This is a genomic window from Corallococcus llansteffanensis (assembly GCF_003612055.1).
Classification (GTDB): Bacteria; Myxococcota; Myxococcia; order Myxococcales; family Myxococcaceae; genus Corallococcus; species Corallococcus llansteffanensis.
On sequence record NZ_RAWB01000127.1, the window covers coordinates 1 to 19,639 of the forward strand.

At 69.4% G+C, this 19,639-nt stretch carries 20 protein-coding genes; 10 read left to right on the forward strand and 10 right to left on the reverse strand.

Annotated elements, in window-relative coordinates; all coding sequences use genetic code 11:
- Both D7V93_RS14225 and D7V93_RS14230 read left to right on the forward strand, forming a co-directional pair.
- Positions 1–2,601 (forward strand): M1 family metallopeptidase (locus D7V93_RS14225; RefSeq protein WP_372338315.1); only part of this gene is annotated, 2,601 nt, incomplete at its 5' end.
- Positions 2,602–2,667: 66 nt separating this feature from the next.
- Positions 2,668–2,934, forward strand: a complete 267-nt coding sequence (locus tag D7V93_RS14230) for a DUF6289 family protein (RefSeq protein WP_120643934.1) — start codon at positions 2,668–2,670, stop codon at positions 2,932–2,934.
- 13 nt (positions 2,935–2,947) lie between these two features.
- Here D7V93_RS14230 and D7V93_RS14235 read toward each other — a convergent pair whose 3' ends face one another.
- Positions 2,948–3,520 carry a MarR family winged helix-turn-helix transcriptional regulator gene (locus D7V93_RS14235; protein WP_120643935.1) on the reverse strand — a complete coding sequence of 191 codons (573 nt, stop codon included), beginning with the start codon at positions 3,518–3,520 and terminating at the stop codon, positions 2,948–2,950.
- Positions 3,521–3,635: 115 nt separating this feature from the next.
- Here D7V93_RS14235 and D7V93_RS14240 point away from each other — a divergent pair, with 115 nt between their 5' ends.
- Both D7V93_RS14240 and D7V93_RS14245 read left to right on the forward strand, forming a co-directional pair.
- Entirely contained in the window at positions 3,636–4,172 is a 537-nt protein-coding gene (locus D7V93_RS14240; RefSeq protein WP_158623743.1) for a carboxymuconolactone decarboxylase family protein, read from the forward strand.
- Between the two features lie 172 nt (positions 4,173–4,344).
- Complete coding sequence (locus D7V93_RS14245; RefSeq protein ID WP_120643937.1) at positions 4,345–4,974, forward strand: pyridoxamine 5'-phosphate oxidase family protein; 630 nt, start codon at positions 4,345–4,347, stop codon at positions 4,972–4,974.
- 17 nt (positions 4,975–4,991) lie between these two features.
- Here D7V93_RS14245 and D7V93_RS14250 read toward each other — a convergent pair whose 3' ends face one another.
- On the reverse strand, positions 4,992–6,275 hold the full coding sequence (locus D7V93_RS14250) for an amidohydrolase family protein (protein WP_120643938.1): 1,284 nt from the start codon (positions 6,273–6,275) through the stop codon (positions 4,992–4,994).
- Between the two features lie 74 nt (positions 6,276–6,349).
- Positions 6,350–7,324, reverse strand: coding sequence for a hypothetical protein (locus D7V93_RS14255; protein ID WP_120643939.1), 975 nt, complete (start codon positions 7,322–7,324; stop codon positions 6,350–6,352).
- 196 nt (positions 7,325–7,520) lie between these two features.
- Between D7V93_RS14255 and D7V93_RS14260 the strand changes: the two genes are divergently transcribed.
- A complete protein-coding gene (locus D7V93_RS14260; RefSeq protein ID WP_244237306.1) occupies positions 7,521–9,875 on the forward strand; it encodes a M4 family metallopeptidase in 2,355 nt (784 codons plus the stop codon).
- Between the two features lie 126 nt (positions 9,876–10,001).
- On the opposite strand, the gene D7V93_RS14265 is transcribed toward D7V93_RS14260, so the two are convergent.
- The 3 genes from D7V93_RS14265 to D7V93_RS14275 all read right to left on the reverse strand — a co-directional run bounded on the left by D7V93_RS14265 (position 10,002) and on the right by D7V93_RS14275 (position 11,941).
- Positions 10,002–10,340 (reverse strand): hypothetical protein, encoded by a 339-nt coding sequence (locus tag D7V93_RS14265; RefSeq protein WP_244237307.1) that lies wholly within the window; start codon positions 10,338–10,340, stop codon positions 10,002–10,004.
- A gap of 120 nt (positions 10,341–10,460) precedes the next feature.
- Positions 10,461–10,805 carry an antibiotic biosynthesis monooxygenase family protein gene (locus tag D7V93_RS14270; protein ID WP_120643940.1) on the reverse strand — a complete coding sequence of 115 codons (345 nt, stop codon included), beginning with the start codon at positions 10,803–10,805 and terminating at the stop codon, positions 10,461–10,463.
- Positions 10,805–11,941 carry a cytochrome P450 gene (locus D7V93_RS14275; protein WP_120643941.1) on the reverse strand — a complete coding sequence of 379 codons (1,137 nt, stop codon included), beginning with the start codon at positions 11,939–11,941 and terminating at the stop codon, positions 10,805–10,807. The genes D7V93_RS14270 and D7V93_RS14275 overlap by 1 nt, the downstream gene beginning before the upstream one ends.
- A gap of 62 nt (positions 11,942–12,003) precedes the next feature.
- On the opposite strand from D7V93_RS14275, the gene D7V93_RS14280 reads away from it, so the two are divergent.
- Complete coding sequence (locus D7V93_RS14280) at positions 12,004–12,687, forward strand: ArsR/SmtB family transcription factor (protein WP_167509463.1); 684 nt, start codon at positions 12,004–12,006, stop codon at positions 12,685–12,687.
- On the opposite strand, the gene proC is transcribed toward D7V93_RS14280, so the two are convergent.
- Both proC and D7V93_RS14290 read right to left on the reverse strand, forming a co-directional pair.
- Complete coding sequence (gene proC / locus D7V93_RS14285) at positions 12,669–13,517, reverse strand: pyrroline-5-carboxylate reductase (RefSeq protein ID WP_120643943.1); 849 nt, start codon at positions 13,515–13,517, stop codon at positions 12,669–12,671. The genes D7V93_RS14280 and proC overlap by 19 nt on opposite strands.
- 16 nt (positions 13,518–13,533) lie before the next feature.
- Complete coding sequence (locus tag D7V93_RS14290) at positions 13,534–14,310, reverse strand: DUF481 domain-containing protein (RefSeq protein ID WP_120643944.1); 777 nt, start codon at positions 14,308–14,310, stop codon at positions 13,534–13,536.
- A gap of 146 nt (positions 14,311–14,456) precedes the next feature.
- On the opposite strand from D7V93_RS14290, the gene D7V93_RS14295 reads away from it, so the two are divergent.
- Complete coding sequence (locus tag D7V93_RS14295) at positions 14,457–15,344, forward strand: PhzF family phenazine biosynthesis protein (protein ID WP_120643945.1); 888 nt, start codon at positions 14,457–14,459, stop codon at positions 15,342–15,344.
- A 380-nt stretch (positions 15,345–15,724) separates the two neighbouring features.
- On the opposite strand, the gene D7V93_RS14300 is transcribed toward D7V93_RS14295, so the two are convergent.
- Both D7V93_RS14300 and D7V93_RS14305 read right to left on the reverse strand, forming a co-directional pair.
- The gene (locus D7V93_RS14300; protein WP_120643946.1) at positions 15,725–16,429 is read right to left on the reverse strand and encodes a hypothetical protein; all 705 of its coding nucleotides are present in this window, start codon (positions 16,427–16,429) and stop codon (positions 15,725–15,727) included.
- Positions 16,426–17,103, reverse strand: a complete 678-nt coding sequence (locus D7V93_RS14305) for a Fic family protein (RefSeq protein ID WP_147451177.1) — start codon at positions 17,101–17,103, stop codon at positions 16,426–16,428. The genes D7V93_RS14300 and D7V93_RS14305 overlap by 4 nt, the downstream gene beginning before the upstream one ends.
- Positions 17,104–17,253: 150 nt before the next feature.
- Here D7V93_RS14305 and D7V93_RS14310 point away from each other — a divergent pair, with 150 nt between their 5' ends.
- From D7V93_RS14310 to D7V93_RS14320, 3 genes are all read left to right on the forward strand, one after another.
- Positions 17,254–18,174, forward strand: a complete 921-nt coding sequence (locus D7V93_RS14310; RefSeq protein WP_120643948.1) for a diacylglycerol/lipid kinase family protein — start codon at positions 17,254–17,256, stop codon at positions 18,172–18,174.
- A 135-nt stretch (positions 18,175–18,309) separates the two neighbouring features.
- On the forward strand, positions 18,310–19,368 hold the full coding sequence (locus tag D7V93_RS14315; protein WP_120643949.1) for a DUF72 domain-containing protein: 1,059 nt from the start codon (positions 18,310–18,312) through the stop codon (positions 19,366–19,368).
- Positions 19,369–19,406: 38 nt separating this feature from the next.
- Positions 19,407–19,639 (forward strand): hypothetical protein (locus tag D7V93_RS14320; RefSeq protein WP_208723023.1); only part of this gene is annotated, 233 nt, incomplete at its 3' end.

The following is a 19,639-nucleotide window of genomic DNA, read 5'->3' on the forward strand; positions in this document are numbered from 1 at the left end:
CCGCCTGTCATCGTCTGGCCGGAGCCCCAGCCCCCCGTGCTGCGCCTGCCGGACACGGTGCGTCCGGTCCACTACGACCTGGACCTGACGCTGCTGCCGGAGAAGGCCACCTATCCGGGCCGTGTCACCATCGACGTGGAGGTGCGCGAGCCGGTGCGCCAGGTGTGGCTGCATGCCCAGGACCTGGAGGTGACGGGGGCCCGGGTGACGGTGGGAGGCCGCACCTTCGATGCGAAGCCCGTCACGGCGAGCGAAGGGCGTCTGGGATTGCTGCTGCCGGAGGTGCTGCCCGCGGGCAAGGCACAGCTTGCCCTGGACTTCACCGGCAAGGTGGACCGCGAGCGCAGCCAGGGCATCTATGGCCAGGAGGAGGGCGGCGAGCCGTACCTCTACACGTTCTTCGAGCCCATCGACGCGCGGCGCGCCTTCCCGAGCTTCGACGAGCCGACCTTCAAGGTGCCCTGGAGGCTGCGCCTCACGGTGAAGCCGGGACACGTCGCGCTGGCCAACGCGGTCGCCGTCTCGCGGGAGCCCGTGGCGGGCGGGCTGGAGCGTGTGACGTTCGCGGAGAGCAAGCCCATGCCCAGCTACCTCGTGGCCTTCATGGTGGGGCCCTTCGATGTGTTGGACGCGGGCACCGTGGGTCGCCGGCACGTGCCGTTGAGGTTCGTCGTCCCGAAGGGTCGGGGCGAGGAGACGCGCTTCGCCGCGAGCGTCACGCCGCGCATCGTGACGGGCCTGGAGGACTTCTTCGACCAGGAGTATCCCTACGACAAACTGGATGTGGCGGTGGTGCCGCGCTACTGGGGCACCATGGAGCATCCGGGGCTCGTCGCGCTCGGGCAGCCGCTGACGCTCATCCGTCCGGGAGAGGAGACGCTGGCCCGGCGCAGGGCCTACGTCACCATCGCCAACCATGAGCTGGGGCACTACTGGTTTGGCAACATCGTCACCTGCAAGTGGTGGGACGACATCTGGTTGAACGAGTCGTTCACCGCGTGGCTGGATCGACAGACGGTGGACCGGCTGGAGCCGTCCTGGAGCTTCCAGCAGGAGCGAGCCATGAATGCGATGCGGTCGGCGCTGGAGTCGGACGCGCTGGAGGCCGCGCTGCCCGTGCGCAAGCCGGTGGAGAGCAACGACGACATCGTGGGTTCATTCGACAATGGGACGACGTATGACAAGGGCTCGGCGGTCATCGCCATGTTCGATGCGTGGGTGGGGCCGAAGCCGTTCCAACGCATGCTGCGTGACTATGTCCGCAAGCACGCGTGGCAGACCGTGACGACGGAGGACCTGCTGGCGGAGGTGTCCGCGATGGCGGGCCCGGAGGTGGCGCGCTCCTTCAAGGGGTTCGTGGAGCAGGGTGGGGCGCCGCGAATCTCCGCGCAGGTGTCATGTCCGGCGGGGGGAACGCCGACGGTGAAGCTGTCGCAGGAGCGCTACCTGCCCGCGGGCTCCAAGGCGGCTGCCCGGCAGGAGTGGCTCGTGCCGGTCTGTCTGCGCGCGGGGACGGGCACGACGTCCTCCCGCGTGTGTTCGATGCTGAAGGGCCCCACGGCGGAGGTGGCGCTGCCCACGAAGCAGTGCCCGGCGTGGGTCCTGCTCAACGAGGGCGGCACGGGCTACTACCGGGCCGGCTACACGCGCGAGCAGCTCACGACGCTGCTGGCGACGCCGGTCGCGGCGTTCACGACGGGGGAGCAGGTGGCCCTGTGGGCGGACGTGGACGCGGCGGTGGGACGGGGAGACCTGTTGCTCGGCGAGGCCTTGAAGTTCCTGCCCGCCACCGCGCGGTCGAAGGAGCGCCTCGTGGTGGAGAGCGGGGCCTCGCTGCTGGAGCGGGTGCGGCTGGACCGTCTCTCCGTGGAGGAGCGGAAGCGCTTTCGCGGCTGGGTGGCCTCGCTCTATGCGCCGCGCGCGCGGGCGCTGGGCTGGGTGCCGAAGCGCGGCGATGACGACGCCGTGAATGAGACGCGCTCGCTGTTCCTGCGGCTGGCGGCGGGGGTGGGGGAGGACGTGGTGCTGGTCACGCTGGCCACGCCGTTGGTGCGCGCGTGGCTGGCGGACCGCAAGTCCGTGGACCCGGAGGCCTTGAGCAGCGCACTGCCCCGGGCCGCGACGCATGGCAATGCCGCGTTGTTCGAGGCGTTGCTGGCGGCCGCGAAGAAGGAGCAGGACCGCAATGAGCGCGTCCGGTTGCTGTCGGCGCTGGGCTACTTCCGGACGCCGGAGCTGACGCGCCGGGCGTTGGACCTCGTGGTGGGGTCGGACTTCGATACGCGGGATGCCCTGATCATCCTCAAGGTGGCGTTGTTCATGCCGGAGACCCAGTCCCTGGCCTGGGGCTTCTATCGCGAGCAGTTCGACACCCTGGCCCAGCGACTCCGCTCCGACGAGATGGGCGGCCTCATCAACCAGGTGGGCAATCTCTGTGATGCGGCCCAACTCGCGGAGGCGGAAGCCTTCCTCTCGCCCCGGGTGAAGCAGGTGGAGGGGGGCCCGCGCGCACTGGCCAGGGGGCTGGAGTCCATCCGGCTGTGCATCGAATCCGAGAAGCTCCATCAGCAGAGCGTCCGGGATTTCCTGCGGGCCCGGTGAGGAGGCCTGCGCACGGCCAGGCGAGCTGATCTAGAGTCTTGCGGAGTACCCCCTCACGGAGGACGCATGCGAACGAGCCTTATCGGTGGTCTGTTGGCGATGGCGTTGATGTCGGTGGGATGTGGCGGGCCCATGGAGGAGCAGGAAGCTCCGGACCTGGCGTCGCAGGAGGCCGCGCTTCCCGACTGCTCCAACAGCCCGGACGATCTGCGCAACTATTACAGCGACGCCGCCCATACGACCCTGGTGGGTCAGTGGGGGTGCTGGTGCGGCGGGTTGTACAACTGGGGCAACAAGTCGGGGCCCCACATTGAGTACATCTGGTCGTGCTGACGATTCCGTAGCGTCAGTGGGCTGGGGGCACGGCCTCGTGCTCCCGGCACAGCAGCTGGCTGTCCTCGCGTGACAGGGGCTCCTGCGTCAAGCCGCAGCGGAAGCGTCCCGGGCCCTCTCTCTTGAAGTGCTTGCAGGTGCCGCATGCGCCGAAGCTGCGCTGGGCATTCGCGGCCTGCAGGGAGCGCAACAGCCCGGTGAGGGCCTCTTCGAGCGCCTCGCCCTCGCCTGGCAGCCCCGTGAGGGCCCGCTTGAAGAGCTCAGGGGGCAGGGCCTCCTTCAGCACCGCGCGGCCTGCCTCCGTCAACAGCAGGTGGATGACGCGCCGGTCCTGCGTGTCAGCCTGCTTCCGCAACAGCCCCTTCTCCTCCAGCAGCAGGAGCGTCTGGGACACGGTGCCCTTGGTGAGCCCCAGGTACTCCGTCAGCGCCGCGGGCGTGTTGCTGTAGCGGTTGCACGACTGCAGGTAGCGCAGCGCCTGCAGGTGCACCGGCTGCAGCCCGTGTGGCAGCCCCGCCGCCCGCTCCTCCGTGCGGAGCAGGTTCCCGAGTCGCTCGAGCAACGCATAGAGGCGGTCGACAGCCATGGGCAAGAAGGTATCGGGACGATACCGACTTGACAAGTGGAGGAGGTGGTTGCATTTAGTATCGAGTCGATACCAATCGGCCTGCTGCTCAACCTGCTGTCCCCAGGAGCACCCCATGACGACGCCCACCATCGCTCCCGCTGGCCCCTCGAATACGCCCGCCGCCTCCGAGCCCACGCTCGCCGCGCTGAAGGCGAAGTTCGGAAGCGTCCCGAAGATGTTCTCCACCTTCGCCCACTCCCCCGCGGCGCTCGACGCCGTGGCGGGCTACTTCAACGCCATGGGTGGCGCGAAGCTGTCGCCGCGCACGCAGGAGGCCATCGCCATCGCGGTGGCTGAGTTGAACCACTGCACCTATTGCCTCTCCGCTCACACGGCGCTGGCGAAGGGGCACGGGGTGAAGGCGGATGAGCTGAGTGGCTTCCGCACCGGCCGTTCGTCGGACCCGCGCGAGCAGGCGATCCTGGACCTGTCCGTCGCCATCGCCCGCACGCGGGCGGCGGACGTGGGCCCGCAGCTCGCGCAGGCACGCAAGGTGGGACTGAGCGACGCGGAGCTGGTGGAGGTGGTGGCCGCCGTCGCGCAGAACGTGCTCACCAACTACCTCAACGTGGTGGCCGGCACCGAGGTGGACTTCCCCCGCGTCGCCTGACGGGGAGTGGTCAAGGTGAGCCCCAGGCCCGTGCCGGTGTCGTGAGGTGAAGGCGGCGCGGTTGAAAGCGTTGCTTGTCACAGCCAGACGCACCTGGAATCCGCTCGGGCCTGGAGGCATTGCCGCGAAGCTTCCCGCGTGGCTCGATGGTGCCTCATCCTGGAGGCACCCCATGAGCCAGCCCGATCCCGCCTACGACCTCCGCGACAGCGACTCACTGCAGGCGCTGTTCGGTCCCGTGGATGAGCGGTCGTTGATCAAGGAGCGGGACCACATCGACGCGAACTACCGGGCGCTCATCCAGGCGTCTCCGTTCTTCGCGCTCGCGACGGCGGGGCCGGAGGGGCTCGACTGCTCGCCCCGGGGCGACCCGCGTGGCTTCGTCGAGGTGCTGGACGAGCGGACGCTGGTGGTGCCGGACCGGCGCGGCAACAACCGCATCGACAGCCTGCGCAACCTGCTCGTGGACCCGCGCGTGGCCCTGCTGTTCCTCATCCCGGGCATGGGCGAGACGCTGCGCGTGAATGGCCGCGCGCGCCTCAACGCGGACCCCGCGCTGCTGGAGCGTCACACCCGGGACGGCAAGGTGCCGAAGCTGGCGCTCGTCATCGCGGTGGACACCGTGTTCTTCCAGTGTTCGCGCGCCGTGGTGCGCGCGGACCTGTGGAACCCGGCGAAGCACGTGGCGCGCGGGGAGGTGCCCTCGGCGGGCAGGATTCTCGCCGACGCGAGCCGCCGCCCGTTCGACGGAGAGGAGTACGACCGCGCTCTTCCCGAGCGCGTCCGGGGCTCGCTGTACTGAGCCCGCGGCGACTCCGGTCAGGGGCTCGACGGATCGCCGCTCGCTGGCGGGCGGACAAAGAGCTCCCGGCCCGCTCGCACCGTGCACTTCACGTCGGCGAACCGCCGGACATCCGTGGCGGGATCGCCGTCGAGTACCACGAGGTCGGCGTCGAAGCCCGGCTTGACGCGGCCACGGCGCTCGGCGGCGCTCCAGCGCGCCGCGGGGGCGGTGGTCAGCGATGCGAGGATCTGCATTGGCGTCAGCCCGGCGTGGGCCATGAGGACGTATTCCTCCGTCGGATCGAGGTCGGCCATGTAACCGACATCGGTGCCGAACAACACCTGGCCCCCGGCGCTGGAGAATGCAGCGAGCTGCCGTTCGGCATCCGCCACGATGCCATCGCGCACGTGGGTGGGCACGTCTGCCTTGGCGAGCTCGTAGCCCCAGAGCTGCAGCGTCGGGATCACGGAGACGTGGCGCGCGACCATCTGGCCGACGAGCTCGGCGCTCCAAGTGGACTTCGGAGGATCGATGGTCGTGTGCACGAGGATGTCGACGCCTGCCTCCACGGCAGCGCTCACACCCTCGGGATCGGTCGGATGCACCATGACCAGCCCACCCAGCCGGCGGGTTTCGGTCACCGCGGCGCGCGTGACGTCCGCGGACATGCGCCGGATCTCGCCACGCCCCTGGGGAGTGGCGACGAACAGCTTGGTCCCTTGCGCGCCGTGCTCGAAGCTCTCGCGGATGATGGCGCTGGCCTCGTCCGCCGTCGCAGGTTGCGGGAGCTGTTGCAGCACCGCGGGCGGCAGATCGCGCAGGTAGAACGGAATGCCATTCTCCGGATACAGCGAGGCTCCGACGGTGAGGATCGCCGGCCCTTGCAGCTCGCCGCGCTCGATGCGCTGGCGAAGGGCCAGGGTGTTCGCGGGGTCGGAGCCGGTATCGACGACCGTCGTGAAGCCGAAGCGCGTGGTCATCTGGCTCAGGGGTGGCTGAAGCTCGTCGCGCGAACGGCCGGCGGCTCCGGCGAACGCAGGGTCCGTGAAGTGAACGTGGCTGTTCTGGAACCCGGCGGTGATCACGCCGCCACTGCAGGCCTCCGCACGGCGGACCCCGGTCGGCGGAGCGACCGAAGCGGACCCGACGGCTTCGATCCTTCCGCCGCTCACGAGCACCCAGGCGTTGTCCATCGGTGGCTCGCCCGGCGCCACATAGAGCCGTGTGCCCGTCAGGAGCCAGCGATCGGCGGCAGCCGGCCGCTGGTTCGAAGCGCAGCCAGCGGCGGCCAGGCAGAGAAGGAGTACGACCTGCTTCATGATCCGCACCTCGTTGATCCGGAGCGTGCGCTCATGAGCGGCAAGCCGTCAAACGGATACGCGTGGGGCGTGGGTCAGCCCTCCGAGAGGGTGAGCGACCCCGGCATCTGCCCTCCGCCGTTGTCGAGCTGGAAGGCGCTGAGCGCGACCACACGGTTCGCCACCACGTCGGTGACGTTGTTCGTCTCCGGCGTCAGGAGCAGGGCCATGGCCTCTTCAGGGGTCGCCGCGTTGGCGACATCCACGACCCAGTTCTCCGGCGTGTTGCCGTTGTAGCCGGGACGGCCCTGTTCGATGGCTGTCAGCCAGTCCTTTGCGAGCTGCTGGACCTGCTGCGCCTCCGCGTAGGTGAAGGACACGGACGCCGTGGTGCCACTTCCCGTCGTGTTCGGGTAGAGGTCCCGGAGTCCGTCCGCGGTACCGGAGTTCAGGTCCGGCAGCGTGGCCGCATAGGTGTACGTGGACGGGTCCTCGGGGTCCTTCCAGTCACCACTGACCGAGAAGGTGACGGGCCCCTTGGTGCCCGTGTACTGGAACTCCGTCGGGCCTCCGGCGTCGTAGGTCGTGGCGACGTACGTGTTGCTGTCGAGCACGGCCCCGCCCAGGTTGATGCCAAAGGTGACCTCCCGCGTGAGCGCTTCGGAAGCAATCTGCACCGTCGCCGCGTTCGACGTGCCGCTCGCCGGGTCGTTCTTCGGCAGCTCGCCCGTGGCGAGGAAGCGGTTGTAGGCCGCCTGTCCCGCCGGCGTGGAGATGTCGAAGTCCACCTGCCGTGAGCTCAACTGCCCCTCCACGCGCAGCGTGTCCGTCGCCCCGAACGCGATACCGAACACGCCGAGCTTTCCCTCGAGCGTGCGCGACACCGCCTCCGTGGGACCGACGGTGACCCGGACGGTCTTGTCATCCAGCCGGGTGACGGCGAGGGACATGCCGCTGGCCCGCTCGGTGCTCATCCCCCCGATGGCGCCGAAGATGCCGGAGATGTTCTTGAACACCACCTCCATCCCCGTTCCCATGAAGGCCTCGCCGGTGAGCGTCAGATCGGCCACGTCATGGGTACTTCCCCCTCTGAGACAGTCACAGGGGTTCTCGCGCGGAACGCGGCGGAGGATGAATTAAGCCGAGTTAAATCCGCGTCCACTTGGAAAGCTAAACGCACTCTGAGTATCAGTTGCAGGTTGACGGCGGGTATTTCTATTTTTTATGGTTCTTCCGGTAGATCAAGACCTTCCAGGAGCGTCAGACGTGAAGCCATTTCGCCCAAATTCAACCCTTGCCGCGGCCCTGCCGTTGATCCTGGCCGCTGGCTCCGTCTCCGCCGCGAGCCGCGTCGACCTGCATCAGCAGGACCTCGGTGCGATCCGCCAGCAGCGCGCGGCCATCGCCATCTCCGGAGGTGCCGACCGGGAGCCTGCCCGCCATACCCAGGCGCTCGGCCTGGACGCTGATTCGCGCCTGGCCCTGATCGAGAGCGTCAGCGACCACGGCGTGCGCAACCACCGCTACCAGCAGACCTTCCGGGGCCTCCCCATCTTCGGCGAGCACGTGATCGTCAACGAGGAGGCCAACGGTGAGCTCCGCGCGCTGTTCGGGCGCAAGGTCACCGGTCTGGAGCGGGAGATTTCGGAGGGTGCCCCCCGGCTGTCCTCCGCGCAGGCGCTGGATATCGCGAAGGGGGCCAGCCTGGGCAGCCGCGTTCGCGCCATGCTCGTCACGGACGAAAGCTCCCGGTTGATGATCTTCATCGACGACGACGGCCGTGCCCACAAGGCCTACGTCGTCAGCTACTTCGCGGACATCTTCGGTGGGGGTTCGCCGACGCGGCCGATGGTCATCGTCGACGCGGAGGATGGCCGGGTGCTCAAGCAGTGGGAGAACCTGCAGCACGTGCTGATCGGCACCGGTCCTGGCGGCAACCTCAAGACGGGCCAGTACGAGTACGGCACGAACTACGGCTACCTGGACGTGGCGCAGTCGGGCACCACGTGCACGATGACGAACACCAACGTCCAGACCGTCAACCTCAACGGCGGCACGTCCGGCTCCACCCCGTTCTCCTACGTCTGTCCTCGCAACACGGTGAAGAACATCAACGGTGCGTATTCGCCGCTGAACGACGCGCACTACTTCGGCAGCGTCATCTTCAACATGTATCAGGCCTACGTCGGCAAGGCCCCGCTGACCTTCCAGCTCACGATGCGGGTGCACTACGCCACCGGCTACGAGAACGCCTTCTGGAACGGCTCGGCGATGACGTTTGGCGACGGGGCCTCGACGTTCTATCCGCTGGTCAGCCTGGACGTCGCCTCGCACGAGGTCTCGCACGGCTTCACGGAGCAGAACTCGGGGTTGATCTACTCCGGCCAGTCCGGAGGCATCAACGAGGCCTACTCCGACATCGCGGGCGAGGCCGCCGAGTCCTACATGCGTGGCGGCAATGACTTCCTCGTCGGCGCCGACATCTTCAAGAGCAGCGGGGCGCTGCGCTACATGTCCAATCCGCCGCTGGATGGCAGCTCCATCGGCCATGCCTCCAACTATTACAACGGCCTGGACGTGCACTACTCGTCCGGTGTGTACAACAAGGCCTTCTACCTGCTGGCCACCCAGGCGGGTTGGAACACGCAGCGGGCCTTCCAGGTCTTCGCCCGCGCCAACGACCTGTACTGGACCCCGAGCACGGACTTCAACCAGGGCGCGTGCGGCGTGCAGACGGCGGCGCAGGACTACGGCTACAACGTCTCCGACGTCGCCTCTGCTTTCTCCGCGGTGGGCGTGAGCTGCGGCGGCGCGGTCGAGCTGTTCCGGCAGACGGACACCAGCGGCAAGCTCACCATCGCGGTGTTCGAGCGCTATTCGACGACGAGCGCCGCCGTCAACACCAACTTCGCGGTGACCGTGCCGAGCGACTTCGTGGTGATTGGCGGTGGCGGTGAGGGCAAGGAGAGCCCGGCGGGCAATCTGCTGACCGCCTCGTATCCGGATTCCGGGCTGACCTCCTGGCTGGTTTCCACCAAGCAGCACATCGATTCCGATCCGGTGCAGGTGCGTGCCTGGGCCATCGGCCTGAAGGTCGCGGGGCTGACCCCGGCGCAGCTGCGCAGCTATCTGACCGTCAGCTCGGCGACGAGCGCCTCTGTCGCCCATCCCGACGTCACCGCGTCGCTGCCGGCGGGCTACGTGCTGGTGGGCGGTGGCATCAAGGTGAACTGGAGCGGCGCGGGTAACATGGCCACCGCCTCGGCGCCCAACACCACGACCTCCTGGCGCGTGCGCTCGAAGGATCACCGCGAGTCCTCGCCCGCGACGGCGCAGGCCTATGCGATTGGCATCAACAGCACCATCCCGGGCGTGGGCACGATTGGCAACGTCATCAACGGGGGCACGTCGTCGGTGGTCGCGCACCCCAGCTACACCGTGGGTTTGACCAGCGGCTATGCGCTCAGCGGCTGCGGCGCGTTCGTGAACTGGAGCGGCGCCGGCAACCTGCTGTGGCGGATCAAGCCGGTCAACTCGGGCTGCGCGGTGGCGTCGAAGGACCACATCGATTCCTCGCCGGCTTCGATCTCCGGCTACACGATCGGCCTGCGCGCGTTCTGAGCGGCAGGGTTTCCGTAGCGGATGTCATTGGCAGGGAGGCCGTCCTTCGGGTGGCCTCCCTGTCGTTGTCTGGGGGCTTCGCCCGCGAGCATCATCTCAAAAGCAAGAGTGCTTCCCGGGCTCCCGTCACTGGGGCCCGTAGGGGCAGAACTGCAGCATCTCCGCCATCGGGGGACGGCAGAGTTGCACGAGCTGTGGTTCATCCAGGAACGAGGACGTTCGTGCCTTGAGGAAGCAGGAGGCGGGATCATCTTCAGGTGTCGTGTACTGGCAGAGCTGGAGCGCCTGGGGATCCGACAGGAAGCCTCCTGCCTGGACGCGTCGGAAGCACTTCGCCGGGGCATCGGAACGTGCGCCCTGGCAGAGCTGGGCCGCGACGGTCTCGCTCGTCCTGCCCCCCTCACGGGTCGACTCGAAGCAGGAATACTGGGGGGAGTCCTCTGGCGGCTCTGGTGCCTGGCTCAACGCGGGAAATCCAAGCAACAGGGCAGCCAGCCCCAAGACTCCCCTCCCGTCCAAGGAGAGTCGCATGTTCCAGAACCGTTCCCGCATCGTGCACCCCCAGACAAGGCTGGGAAGTGATTGTCAGCCGTGCACGGTGCGACTGTCGGCGGGCACGGCTGCCCGGTCCTTCAGGCCGTAATCCCTGATGACGTGGGCCACGCGCAGGCGGTAGTCGCGGAACACGCTCTCCCGGCCTTCGCTCTGGGCTTCACGATGGGCCTCCAGGCGTCGCCACTCCGCCACCGCCGCCTCGTCGCGCCAATACGACAACGACAGCAGCTTGCCCGGCTCGCTGAGGCTCTGGAACCGTTCGATGGAGATGAAGCCATCGATGCCCGACAGCAGGGGCCGCAAGGCCGCCGCCAGGTCGAGATACCGCTGGCGGTGGTCCTCATGGGCCCAGACTTCGAAGATGACGGCGATCATCACAGACCTCCCAGGATGCGTGCGTTGGTGGATGCGCGCCAGGTGACGGAGCGCGACAGCGGGGTGAGCTCCAGGCCGCTCGCCAGCACGTGACCGACCGCCGCGGAGGCCATCGTCACCGCGAGCTCCTGTCCCGGGCAGGCATGGGCGCCCAGGCCGAAGGTGAAGGTCCGGCGATCCGTGCGACGCGGGAGGAACACGTCGGGCTGGGGGTTCACCCGGGCATCTCGGTTCGCGGCGGCGAGCACGACCACCACCGTCGCGCCTGCTTCCAGCGCCTGCTCCGCCACGGTCGCGCGCACAGGGATGAAGCGCCGGGTGTTCTGGACCGGAGACTCGTGACGGGCTGCCTCCCGGACCACGTCGTCGAGGGTGCATTCGCCCCGCGCGACCTGCTCCCGCAACCCGGGCATCCGAGCGAAGGCGAGCAGCGACGCTCCCACGAGCCCAGCGGTGGCTTCATAGGCCTGCGTGAGAAGGCCCACCGCGTTCGGAACCAGCGCCTCCACCGGTCCCCCACGCATCCGCGCGGCGAAGGCGCTCAACAGCGCCGGTGCGCGTGGCTTTGATTGGAGACAGGCCGTCACGCGCTCGACCAGGCGCGCGGCGCCCAGGGCTCCCTCCGGACCCGCCGCTGGATGGGCAGCCGAACGGACGTAGGCATCCACCTCCCGCACGCTCTCTTCCAGCGTCTCCTCCGCGAAGCCCAGCAGCGAGCCGAGCACGTACACGGGGAATTGGAGCGCCTTCTCCGGCAAGCGTGAGAGGTGGGGCTCCGCGAAGAGGCGGGCGGACCAACGGTGGCTCTCCGCTTCCACCGTGGGCAGCGTCGTCGCGAGCGCCTCCGTCAGGGCGTGCTTCACGGCGGGGTAGGGCGCTCCGTCGTTCATCCGCACGAGCCGCCCGAACAGCGCCCCCGCCGGAGTTCCTGCCAGGTGCGACGGAACCGGCTCCGCCTGGGGACGCACCCGGCAGTGCTCGCTCGTGAGCACGGCCTGCACCGTGGCGGCATCCGCCGCGATCCAGGGCTCGAACCCCGCGATGCGCTGCAGGCCGCCCCGCGCGCACAGGTCGGCGTAGTACGGGTAGGGGTCGGGGTGGGTGACGGCCTGATACGGGTCGTTGGGCGGTTGCATCGTTCCTCGCTTCCAGCACTCTCCTCCCGTGAACCCCTCCATGTGCTAGGAGATGGTTCGTCATGGAACGAACGATGGATGCAGGGCCGGATCTCGCCGCGCTGGCCGGTGCCGTGGGCGATGCCACGCGGATCCGGATGCTGGAGCTGCTCATGGAGGGCCGGTCGCTCGTCGCCAAGGAGCTGGCCTTCGGCACCGGCGTCAGCCCCGCGACGGCGACCGTGCACCTCAAGCGGCTGGAGCAGGCCCGGTTGATCCGCTCCACCCGGCAGGGGCGCAACAAGGTGTTCCGGCTCGCCACGCCCACCGTGGCGCGCATGGTGGAAGCGCTGATGACGGTGGCGGTCCGGGGGCCCCGCGCCTCCGCGACACCGGAGCCACTCCGGGCCGCGCGCTATTGCTACGACCACCTCGCCGGGCGGCTCGGAATGGGCATCACCGATGCGCTCCTTCGCGAAGGGCACCTCTCGCTCCGGCGCCATGCCTTCGCGCTGACACCGAGCGGTGAGGGTTGGTTCGAAGCGTTCGGAATCGACCTCGCGCCCCTGCGCGACCAGCGGCGCCAGTTCGCCCACCGCTGCCTCGACTGGAGCGAGCGGCGCGACCACCTCGCCGGGGCGCTGGGGGCGGCGCTCGCCTCACGGGTGTTCTCGTTGGGCTGGGTCGAACGTCAACCCGACTCCCGCGGCCTCGTCGTCACGTCCGCGGGCCAGCGGGGACTGCGGCGTCACTTCGGCGCGCTCTGAGCCGCGGAGGCGTCCGCGCGCTCCTTCGCGCGCTGGATGGCGACGGACACGGCCTCGCCCACGACGCGTGAGAGCCCGTGGGCTTCCAGCGCCTCCAGCCCCGCCACGGTGATGCCTCCCGGTGTCGCCACCTCGGCGATGAGGCCCGAGGTGGTCGCGCCGGGCTCCGCCAGGAGCTTCGCCGCGCCGATGAGCGTGCCCCGAGCGAGCGCCGCCGCCTCCGCCGCCTCCATCCCGTGCGCCATCGCGGCCTGGGCCAGCGCCTCCACGAAGCGGAAGACATACGCGGGCCCGGTGCCGGACACGCCCGTGCAGACCGTGAGCTCGTCCTCCGACACCCACAGCGGCCGGCCCGTCGCCGCGAACAGCGCGTCCGTCACCCTCCGTGCGGACTCCGTCACGCGCGAGCCCGCGGTGAGCGGGGTGACGCCCGCGCCCACGCCCACGGGCGTGTGGGGCATGGCCCGGAGGACGGAGACCCCGGCCGGCAGCGCCGCTTCGAGCTGCGCGAGGCGCACGTCCGCGGACAGCGACACCACGACCTGCCCTGCCTCCAGCGCGGGGAAGATGCACGCCATCAGCTCCGCCATCTGCGCCTGCCGCACCGCGAGCAGGACCAGCGCCGCGCCGCGCACCGCCTGGGCGTTGTCGGTGAGGACCTGCACGCCGTACCGGAAGCGCAGCTCCTCGCCGCGCTCGGACCGCCGCACGGTGACGCGAAGGTCGGACGCGCGCACGAGGCCGGAGCGCAGCAATCCCTTGATGATGGCCTCGGCGAGCTTGCCTCCACCGAGCAGGACAATGGGTGCGGGGACGGGATGGGAAACCATGGTCGGCAGTCTACCCCTAGAACTTCACGCGCACGGTGGTGCGAAGCTGCGTGTCCAGCGCCGGCACCGTCGCGGGCGGCGCGCTGTCGTAGGTGAGGTTGAAGCCGAGCCCCACCGTGACGCTCGGATTGGGCGTCATCGAGAACAGCGTCTCGTTGAGCACGCGCAGGTCCGACGGACGGGTGACGCGCGGCTGGAAGTAGACCGTCTCCACCAGGTCGATGTTCTCCATCAGGTTCACCCGGCCCAGCAGGTAGCTGGACACGCGCGGATCCGTGTAGCGGTCGCCCGCGTCCGGCTCGCCGTCCTTGCGCAGCCGCTCGTACTCCACCATCAGCGCGACGCCGAAGGTGAGGCCCCTGTCCTCCTCGTTGAACAACACGACGCGGGGGCCGGCGCCCACCAGGGCCCGGAACTGGAGCCGGCGGAACTCGTTGTATTCGTGCTGGACGAAGGCCTCGGCCGACACGCGCTCGGTGAGCTGGCGGCGGTAGCGCACGTGCTCCAGCACCTGACTGACGATGCGCTCGCCGCTGGCGAACGAGTACTCACCCCGGATGACGCCCAGCCAGACGCTGCGCTCGGAGCGCAGCTGTCCCACCAGCGAGCCGCGCACGGAGAACAGCTGCGTGCTGCCCGTGCGCCAGTCGCCGCCCAGCTCGATGGAGGCGGCAGGCCCCAGCTCCGCCTTCTCGTCGAAGAGCGCCTGCACGTTGACGATCTGCGCCGCCGCGCTGCCCGCGTGGAGCAGCATCGCCAGCACCACCCATCCACCTGGCCTCGGAAGACTCATGCCCTCCTGCTGTGCCCGCTCATGCGCCCCCGTTCAACCCCGTTGTGCGGGGCCCGGAGGAAGTCGGTCCAGCGCTTGACGGCGGCGGAGGGGCGGAGCATGCCTGAGCCGCTTTCGCGACCCTCCACCCCTTCCGGAGCCCGCCCATGCAGGTCCACATCATCGATGCCTTCACCCGCACCGCCGGTGCAGGAAACCGCGCGGGCGTGATGCTCGACGCGTCCTCGCTGGACGTCCCCACGATGCAGCGGGTCGCCGCGGTGGTGGGCGCTTCGGAGACGGCCTTCGTCCTCTCCCGTCCGGAGGACCCCACGGTGCGGCTGCGCTACTTCACGCCCTCGGATGAGATCCCCTTCTGTGGCCACGCCACCGTCGCCACCTTCCACCTGCTCGCGGAGAAGGGGCTGCTGCGAAGCCCGGGGACGTACCGCCTGGAGTGCCCCGCAGGCACGTTCGACATCGAGCTGGAGCCGCGAGGCGCCCGCGAGACGCGCGTCTGGATCGTCACGCCCCAGCCGCCCGCGGAGCCCAACCCCGTGTCGCTGGACGCGCTGATGCCCACGCTGGGGGGCACGGTGGAGCAGGTGGACACGGCCCTGCCGGTGCTGCGCCAGGGCCACCGGCTGATGGTGCCCCTGAAGCGGCTTGCGGACCTGGAGTCGCTGACCGCGCGGGGCGCGGCGATGAACACCCTGCTGATGCCGCACGGCGTGCGCGGCGTGTACCTCTTCACCCGGGAGGCGAAGGAGCAGGGCAGCGCGGCGCACGCCCGCTACTTCGTCCCGGGGTTTGGCATCCTGGAGGATCCCGTGACGGGCTCCGCCGCCGGGCCGCTGGCGGTCTACCTCGCCGAGCACGGGATTCTTCGCCTGCCGGAGCAGGGCGGCACCGTGGTCAGTCGGGTCGAGCAGGGCGACACCCTCGGCAAGCCGGGGCGCATCGACATCGAGGTCGTCGGCAAGCCGGGACGCATCGAGCGCGCCCGGGTCGGCGGCGTGGCCCTCACCGTGATGGACGCCACGCTCGTCGCCTAGCGCTTGTCCGGCCGGCTTCGCCCCCCCAATGCCAGACACCAGGGCCCGGCGGTACCTTCGTCGGACCCCCGTGCCGAGGGGACCCCTTGAAGGCCCCCGGACGCACCGCCAATTTTGAATCGGGGCGATCACGTCCCGAATCAAAGTTGCTGGTGCTGTCCGGCGGGCCAGGCGCCAGCCGGGCCGCACCGGGGGGAGGATGTCATGGCAACCGATAAGATGAACCCGGGGGTTCGAGAACGGCGTCCTGGAGGTCACCCTGAAGCTGCCCGAGGCGAAGACCCAGGGCCGGCGCATCGAGGTGAAGGCTGGCACCAGCGCGCAGGTGACCGCGGGCACTCCGAAGAAGCCCGTCCACTGAAGGACGGGCGCCCAGGCCCTCAGTGCTTCCGGTGGGCCCGGCGGCCCTCGTCCTCCACGACGGCCGCCGCCACCTTCTCCGCCGAGTCCCGCAGCTCCTCGATGGGGGGCGAGTGCCACGACTCAAAGGCAAACAGCTTGTTCATCAGCTTGCCCGCCTGATAGCCGGGGCGGATCATCAGGGCGTCGAACATCCACGCCAGCGCCCGGTCCGCGAACACGTACCAGGTCTCCTCACAGCCCGTCTCCTGGATGGTGATGTCCAGCACCTGGACCAGGCCATCCGCCAGCGCCAGCACGCGGATGTCATCATCGCCGGGCTCCGACGGCAGCTCGCGCTGGAGGGTCTGATAGGCGGCATCCAGCTTGAACAGCCACGCGCGTGACTGCTCCAGCGCGTTGAGCATGAGCTGGATGTTGTCATTGACGTTCATGGTGGGGGTGGGCTGCTGGTTGAAGAAGCTGTGACACCAGCAATAGGCCCCCAGGCTCTCATTGCCCAGCAGTACGCCCGACTCCGAGTACCAGGGGGGCAGGTTCTCCTCGAGCAGGCGCGCGACCTGCTTCGCCATCGCCTTGCGCTCCTCGTCCGGCAGCTTGCGCGTCCCCGGCGGCACCCGGGGCTCCAGATGCCGGCGCAGCACGGCGGCGAGCTTCTCCGGGGCGTAGTCATCCAGGCTCTCGCGGATGCGGTGCCAGGGCGTCTTCGCGTTCACCTTGCTCATGGCGACACCTCGTTGCGACAGGGGGCGTCCGGCCCCGCGATGCTCCGGGCCAGGAGCCGCGCCAGGCGCGTGTAGCCGACGGCATCTCCGGGCCGCTTGGGCCACAGCACCAGGGGCGCCAGCGGCGGGGTGGGCAGCCCGCCCCGTCGCAGCATGTACTCCAGCCACAGCCGCGCCGCCCGCGCGTTGCCGTCCGGAAACGGATGGAAGAAACACAGGTCCAGGTACAACCGGATGGCATGCGCCACCGGATGGCGCTCCTCCCGGGCGTCCGCCTCCACCTTGTGGATGAAGGCCGCCTCCAGGCCCGGCACGTGCGCATAGCGGTGCGCACCCCGGTGCGCGAAGGCGTCCCCGGTGCGAAAGGCTGTACGCACCCCCAACAGCGTTTCCTGGACCTCCACCATCCGGGAAAACGTCAGCGCGTCCCCCGCGTCCGCCAGCTGGCGCACCCGGGCCAGGGCCCGTTCGAAGCGCTTCGTCCGCTCCGGCCCCTGGGCTTCGTGGGCGGGCGCGTCATGCCGGAGGAGGAAATCCTCCTGGGCTCCCGTCTCCCGGAACGGCTGCCGTCCCGCTGCGCCCAGGTCCGCGCGGAGCCCCGGCAGCTCCCAGTCCAAAGCTTGCATGGCCGCGCGGTGGGGACCGAGCTGCTCGGTGGCGGAGGGGGCTTTCACTCGGGGTCGAGCCGGAAGGCGAGGGTGGGGCCCAGCATGACATGGCCCGGGTGACAAACACCCCGGGGCCGGGGCTTTCTGTCGGGTCGCGGAGTGGAGCCCCGGGTCACAACCGCGTAAACAAGCGGTTTCGCAGGGAGAAGGCACTGAATGAAGACGTTCCTCGTGGTCAACCCGCGCAGCGCCAACGGGCAGACGGGGAAGCGATGGGTGGAGATCTCCGCGCAGGTGGGCCGGGTGCTCGGTGAGTTCGGGCACGGCTTCACCAGCGGCGGCATGGATGCGGCGCGGCTGGCGCGGCAGGCCATCGACGACGGTTACGAGTGCATCGTCGCGGTCGGAGGCGACGGCACCCTGAACGAGGTCACCAACGGCTTCTTCCGCGACGGGAAGGTCATCAACCCCCATGCCGCGCTGGGTCTGCTGCCCCGGGGCACCGGCGGCGACTTCCGCCGTACGTTCGGGTGGGACCTGGAGCTGGGCTCCGCGCTGGAGCGGCTGCGCACGGAGAAGACCGAGCCCTTCGACGTGGGTCGACTGGACTTCATCGACAACGACGGCCAGCCCGCGACGCGCTTCTTCGCCAACATCGCCTCGTTCGGCGTGAGCGCGGTGGTGGCGCGCGAGGTGAACTCCGGCAGCAAGGCGCTGGGCGGCCACGTCAGCTTCATGTGGGGCACCGTGAAGGGCCTGGTGAAGTACACCGAGCAGCAGGTGCGCCTGACGCTGGATGGCGGCACGCCGGAGTCGGTGAGCGTCACCACCGTGGCCGTGGCCAACGGGCGCTACTTCGGCAGCGGCATGTTCGTCGCCCCGGACGCCGTCACCCACGACGGCCTCTTCGACATCACGCTCTGGTCCCACTACCGCCTGAGTGACTTCGTCCTCAAGTCCAAGGGCGTCTACAACGGCGACCACGTCACCTGGAAGAACACGCGGCGCTTCCGCTGCCGCACGCTCCACGCCGAGCCGGAGACGGGCGACGTGTTCCTCGACGTGGACGGTGAGACGCCGGGCCGGCTGCCCTGCACCATGACGGTGCTGCCCGCGGTCATCCGCCTCAAGGTGTAGGCCCGCCCGGCTGTCCGGTGGACGTACAGGAAACCTGGAACGTCACCTCGATTCAAGGCAACCTCCTGCATTGTGTGGCCTTGGGGATTACTCCCTGGGGCACCACCGGACCTCCGCAGGAAGGGAGCTGACTGCATGAGCGCATCGAGACGTCCCGCCCAGTTCGACCTCTTCACCGGCGCGCTCGAGGAAGCCCCCGTGTCGTCCCGTCGACGCACGCAGCCGGTGGCCCCGGCCCCGGTGTCCGACGACCTGAAGGCGCTGGGCGAGCGGCTCCCGCAGGGTGTCTACCTGGGCACCTCGTCGTGGACCTTCCCTGGCTGGACCGGCCTCGTCTACGACCACGAGGCCACCACCACCCAGCTCGCGCGCGAAGGCCTGGGCGCCTACGCGCACCACCCGGTGCTGCGCACGGTGGGCATCGACCGGACGTTCTACGCGCCCGTGCCCGCCGCCGCCTTCGCCGAGTACGCTCAGCAGGTGCCGGACGGCTTCCGCTTCCTCGTGAAGGCGCACGAGGCCTGCACGCTCGCGCGCTTCCCCGTGCACGACCGCTACGGCGCGCACCGGGGGCAGGTGAATGACCGCTTCCTCCAGGCCGCGTACGCGGTGGACCATGTGGTGGGGCCCTTCCTGGAGGGGTTGGGCGACAAGGCCGGTCCGCTCGTCTTCCAGTTCCCACCGCAGGATCCCGCCGCGCTCGGCGGTCCGGCGCGCTTCGCGGAGCGGCTGCACGCGTTCTTCTCCGCGCTGCCCCGGGGCCCGCTGTACGCCGTGGAGGTCCGCAACGAGGAGCTGCTGACGGCGGGCTTCGCCCAGGCGCTCGCGGACACGGGCGTGAGCCCGGTGCTCGCGGTCTGGGCCCACATGCCGCCCGTCGCGCGTCAGGCGAAGCTCACGCGCGCCTTCGAGGCCCGCGCCGTCGTGGTGCGCTGGATGCTGCCGCCCAACCTCGGCTACGAGGAGGCCCGCGCCCGCTACGCCCCGTTCAACAAGTTGGTGGACGAAGATGTTGGCACCCGCGACGTGCTGGCCCGGGTGTGCATGGCGGCCGTGCGCCGCGAGCGGCCCGTCTTCGTGACCATCAACAACAAGGCGGAAGGGAGCGCCCCCCTGTCCGCCGTCCGGCTCGCGGAACGCGTTGTCTTACATCAGGAGGAGGGCGGCCAACGGAGCGTTGCTCACGCAACATGACTTGCGCCCGAGCACACCGCTTGCTTACGTGAAAGCCCATGAAGGCGATGACCATGGCCGCACTGGTGATGCATCTGACTTCCGCTGGCGGTGCTGGCGCGGAGGCCAAGCGGGCGGGCAAGCGCTCGGAAGACGGCGGCGTCACCACCCAGGGTGCCGTGAAGATCGAGATGTCCTCCCTCAAGGGGGAGATCTCCAGCCTCAAGGAAGAGTTCCGGATCGCGCGCGAGAAGCAGCGCCTGGCGCAGGAAGAAAAGAAGCGCCAGGAGGA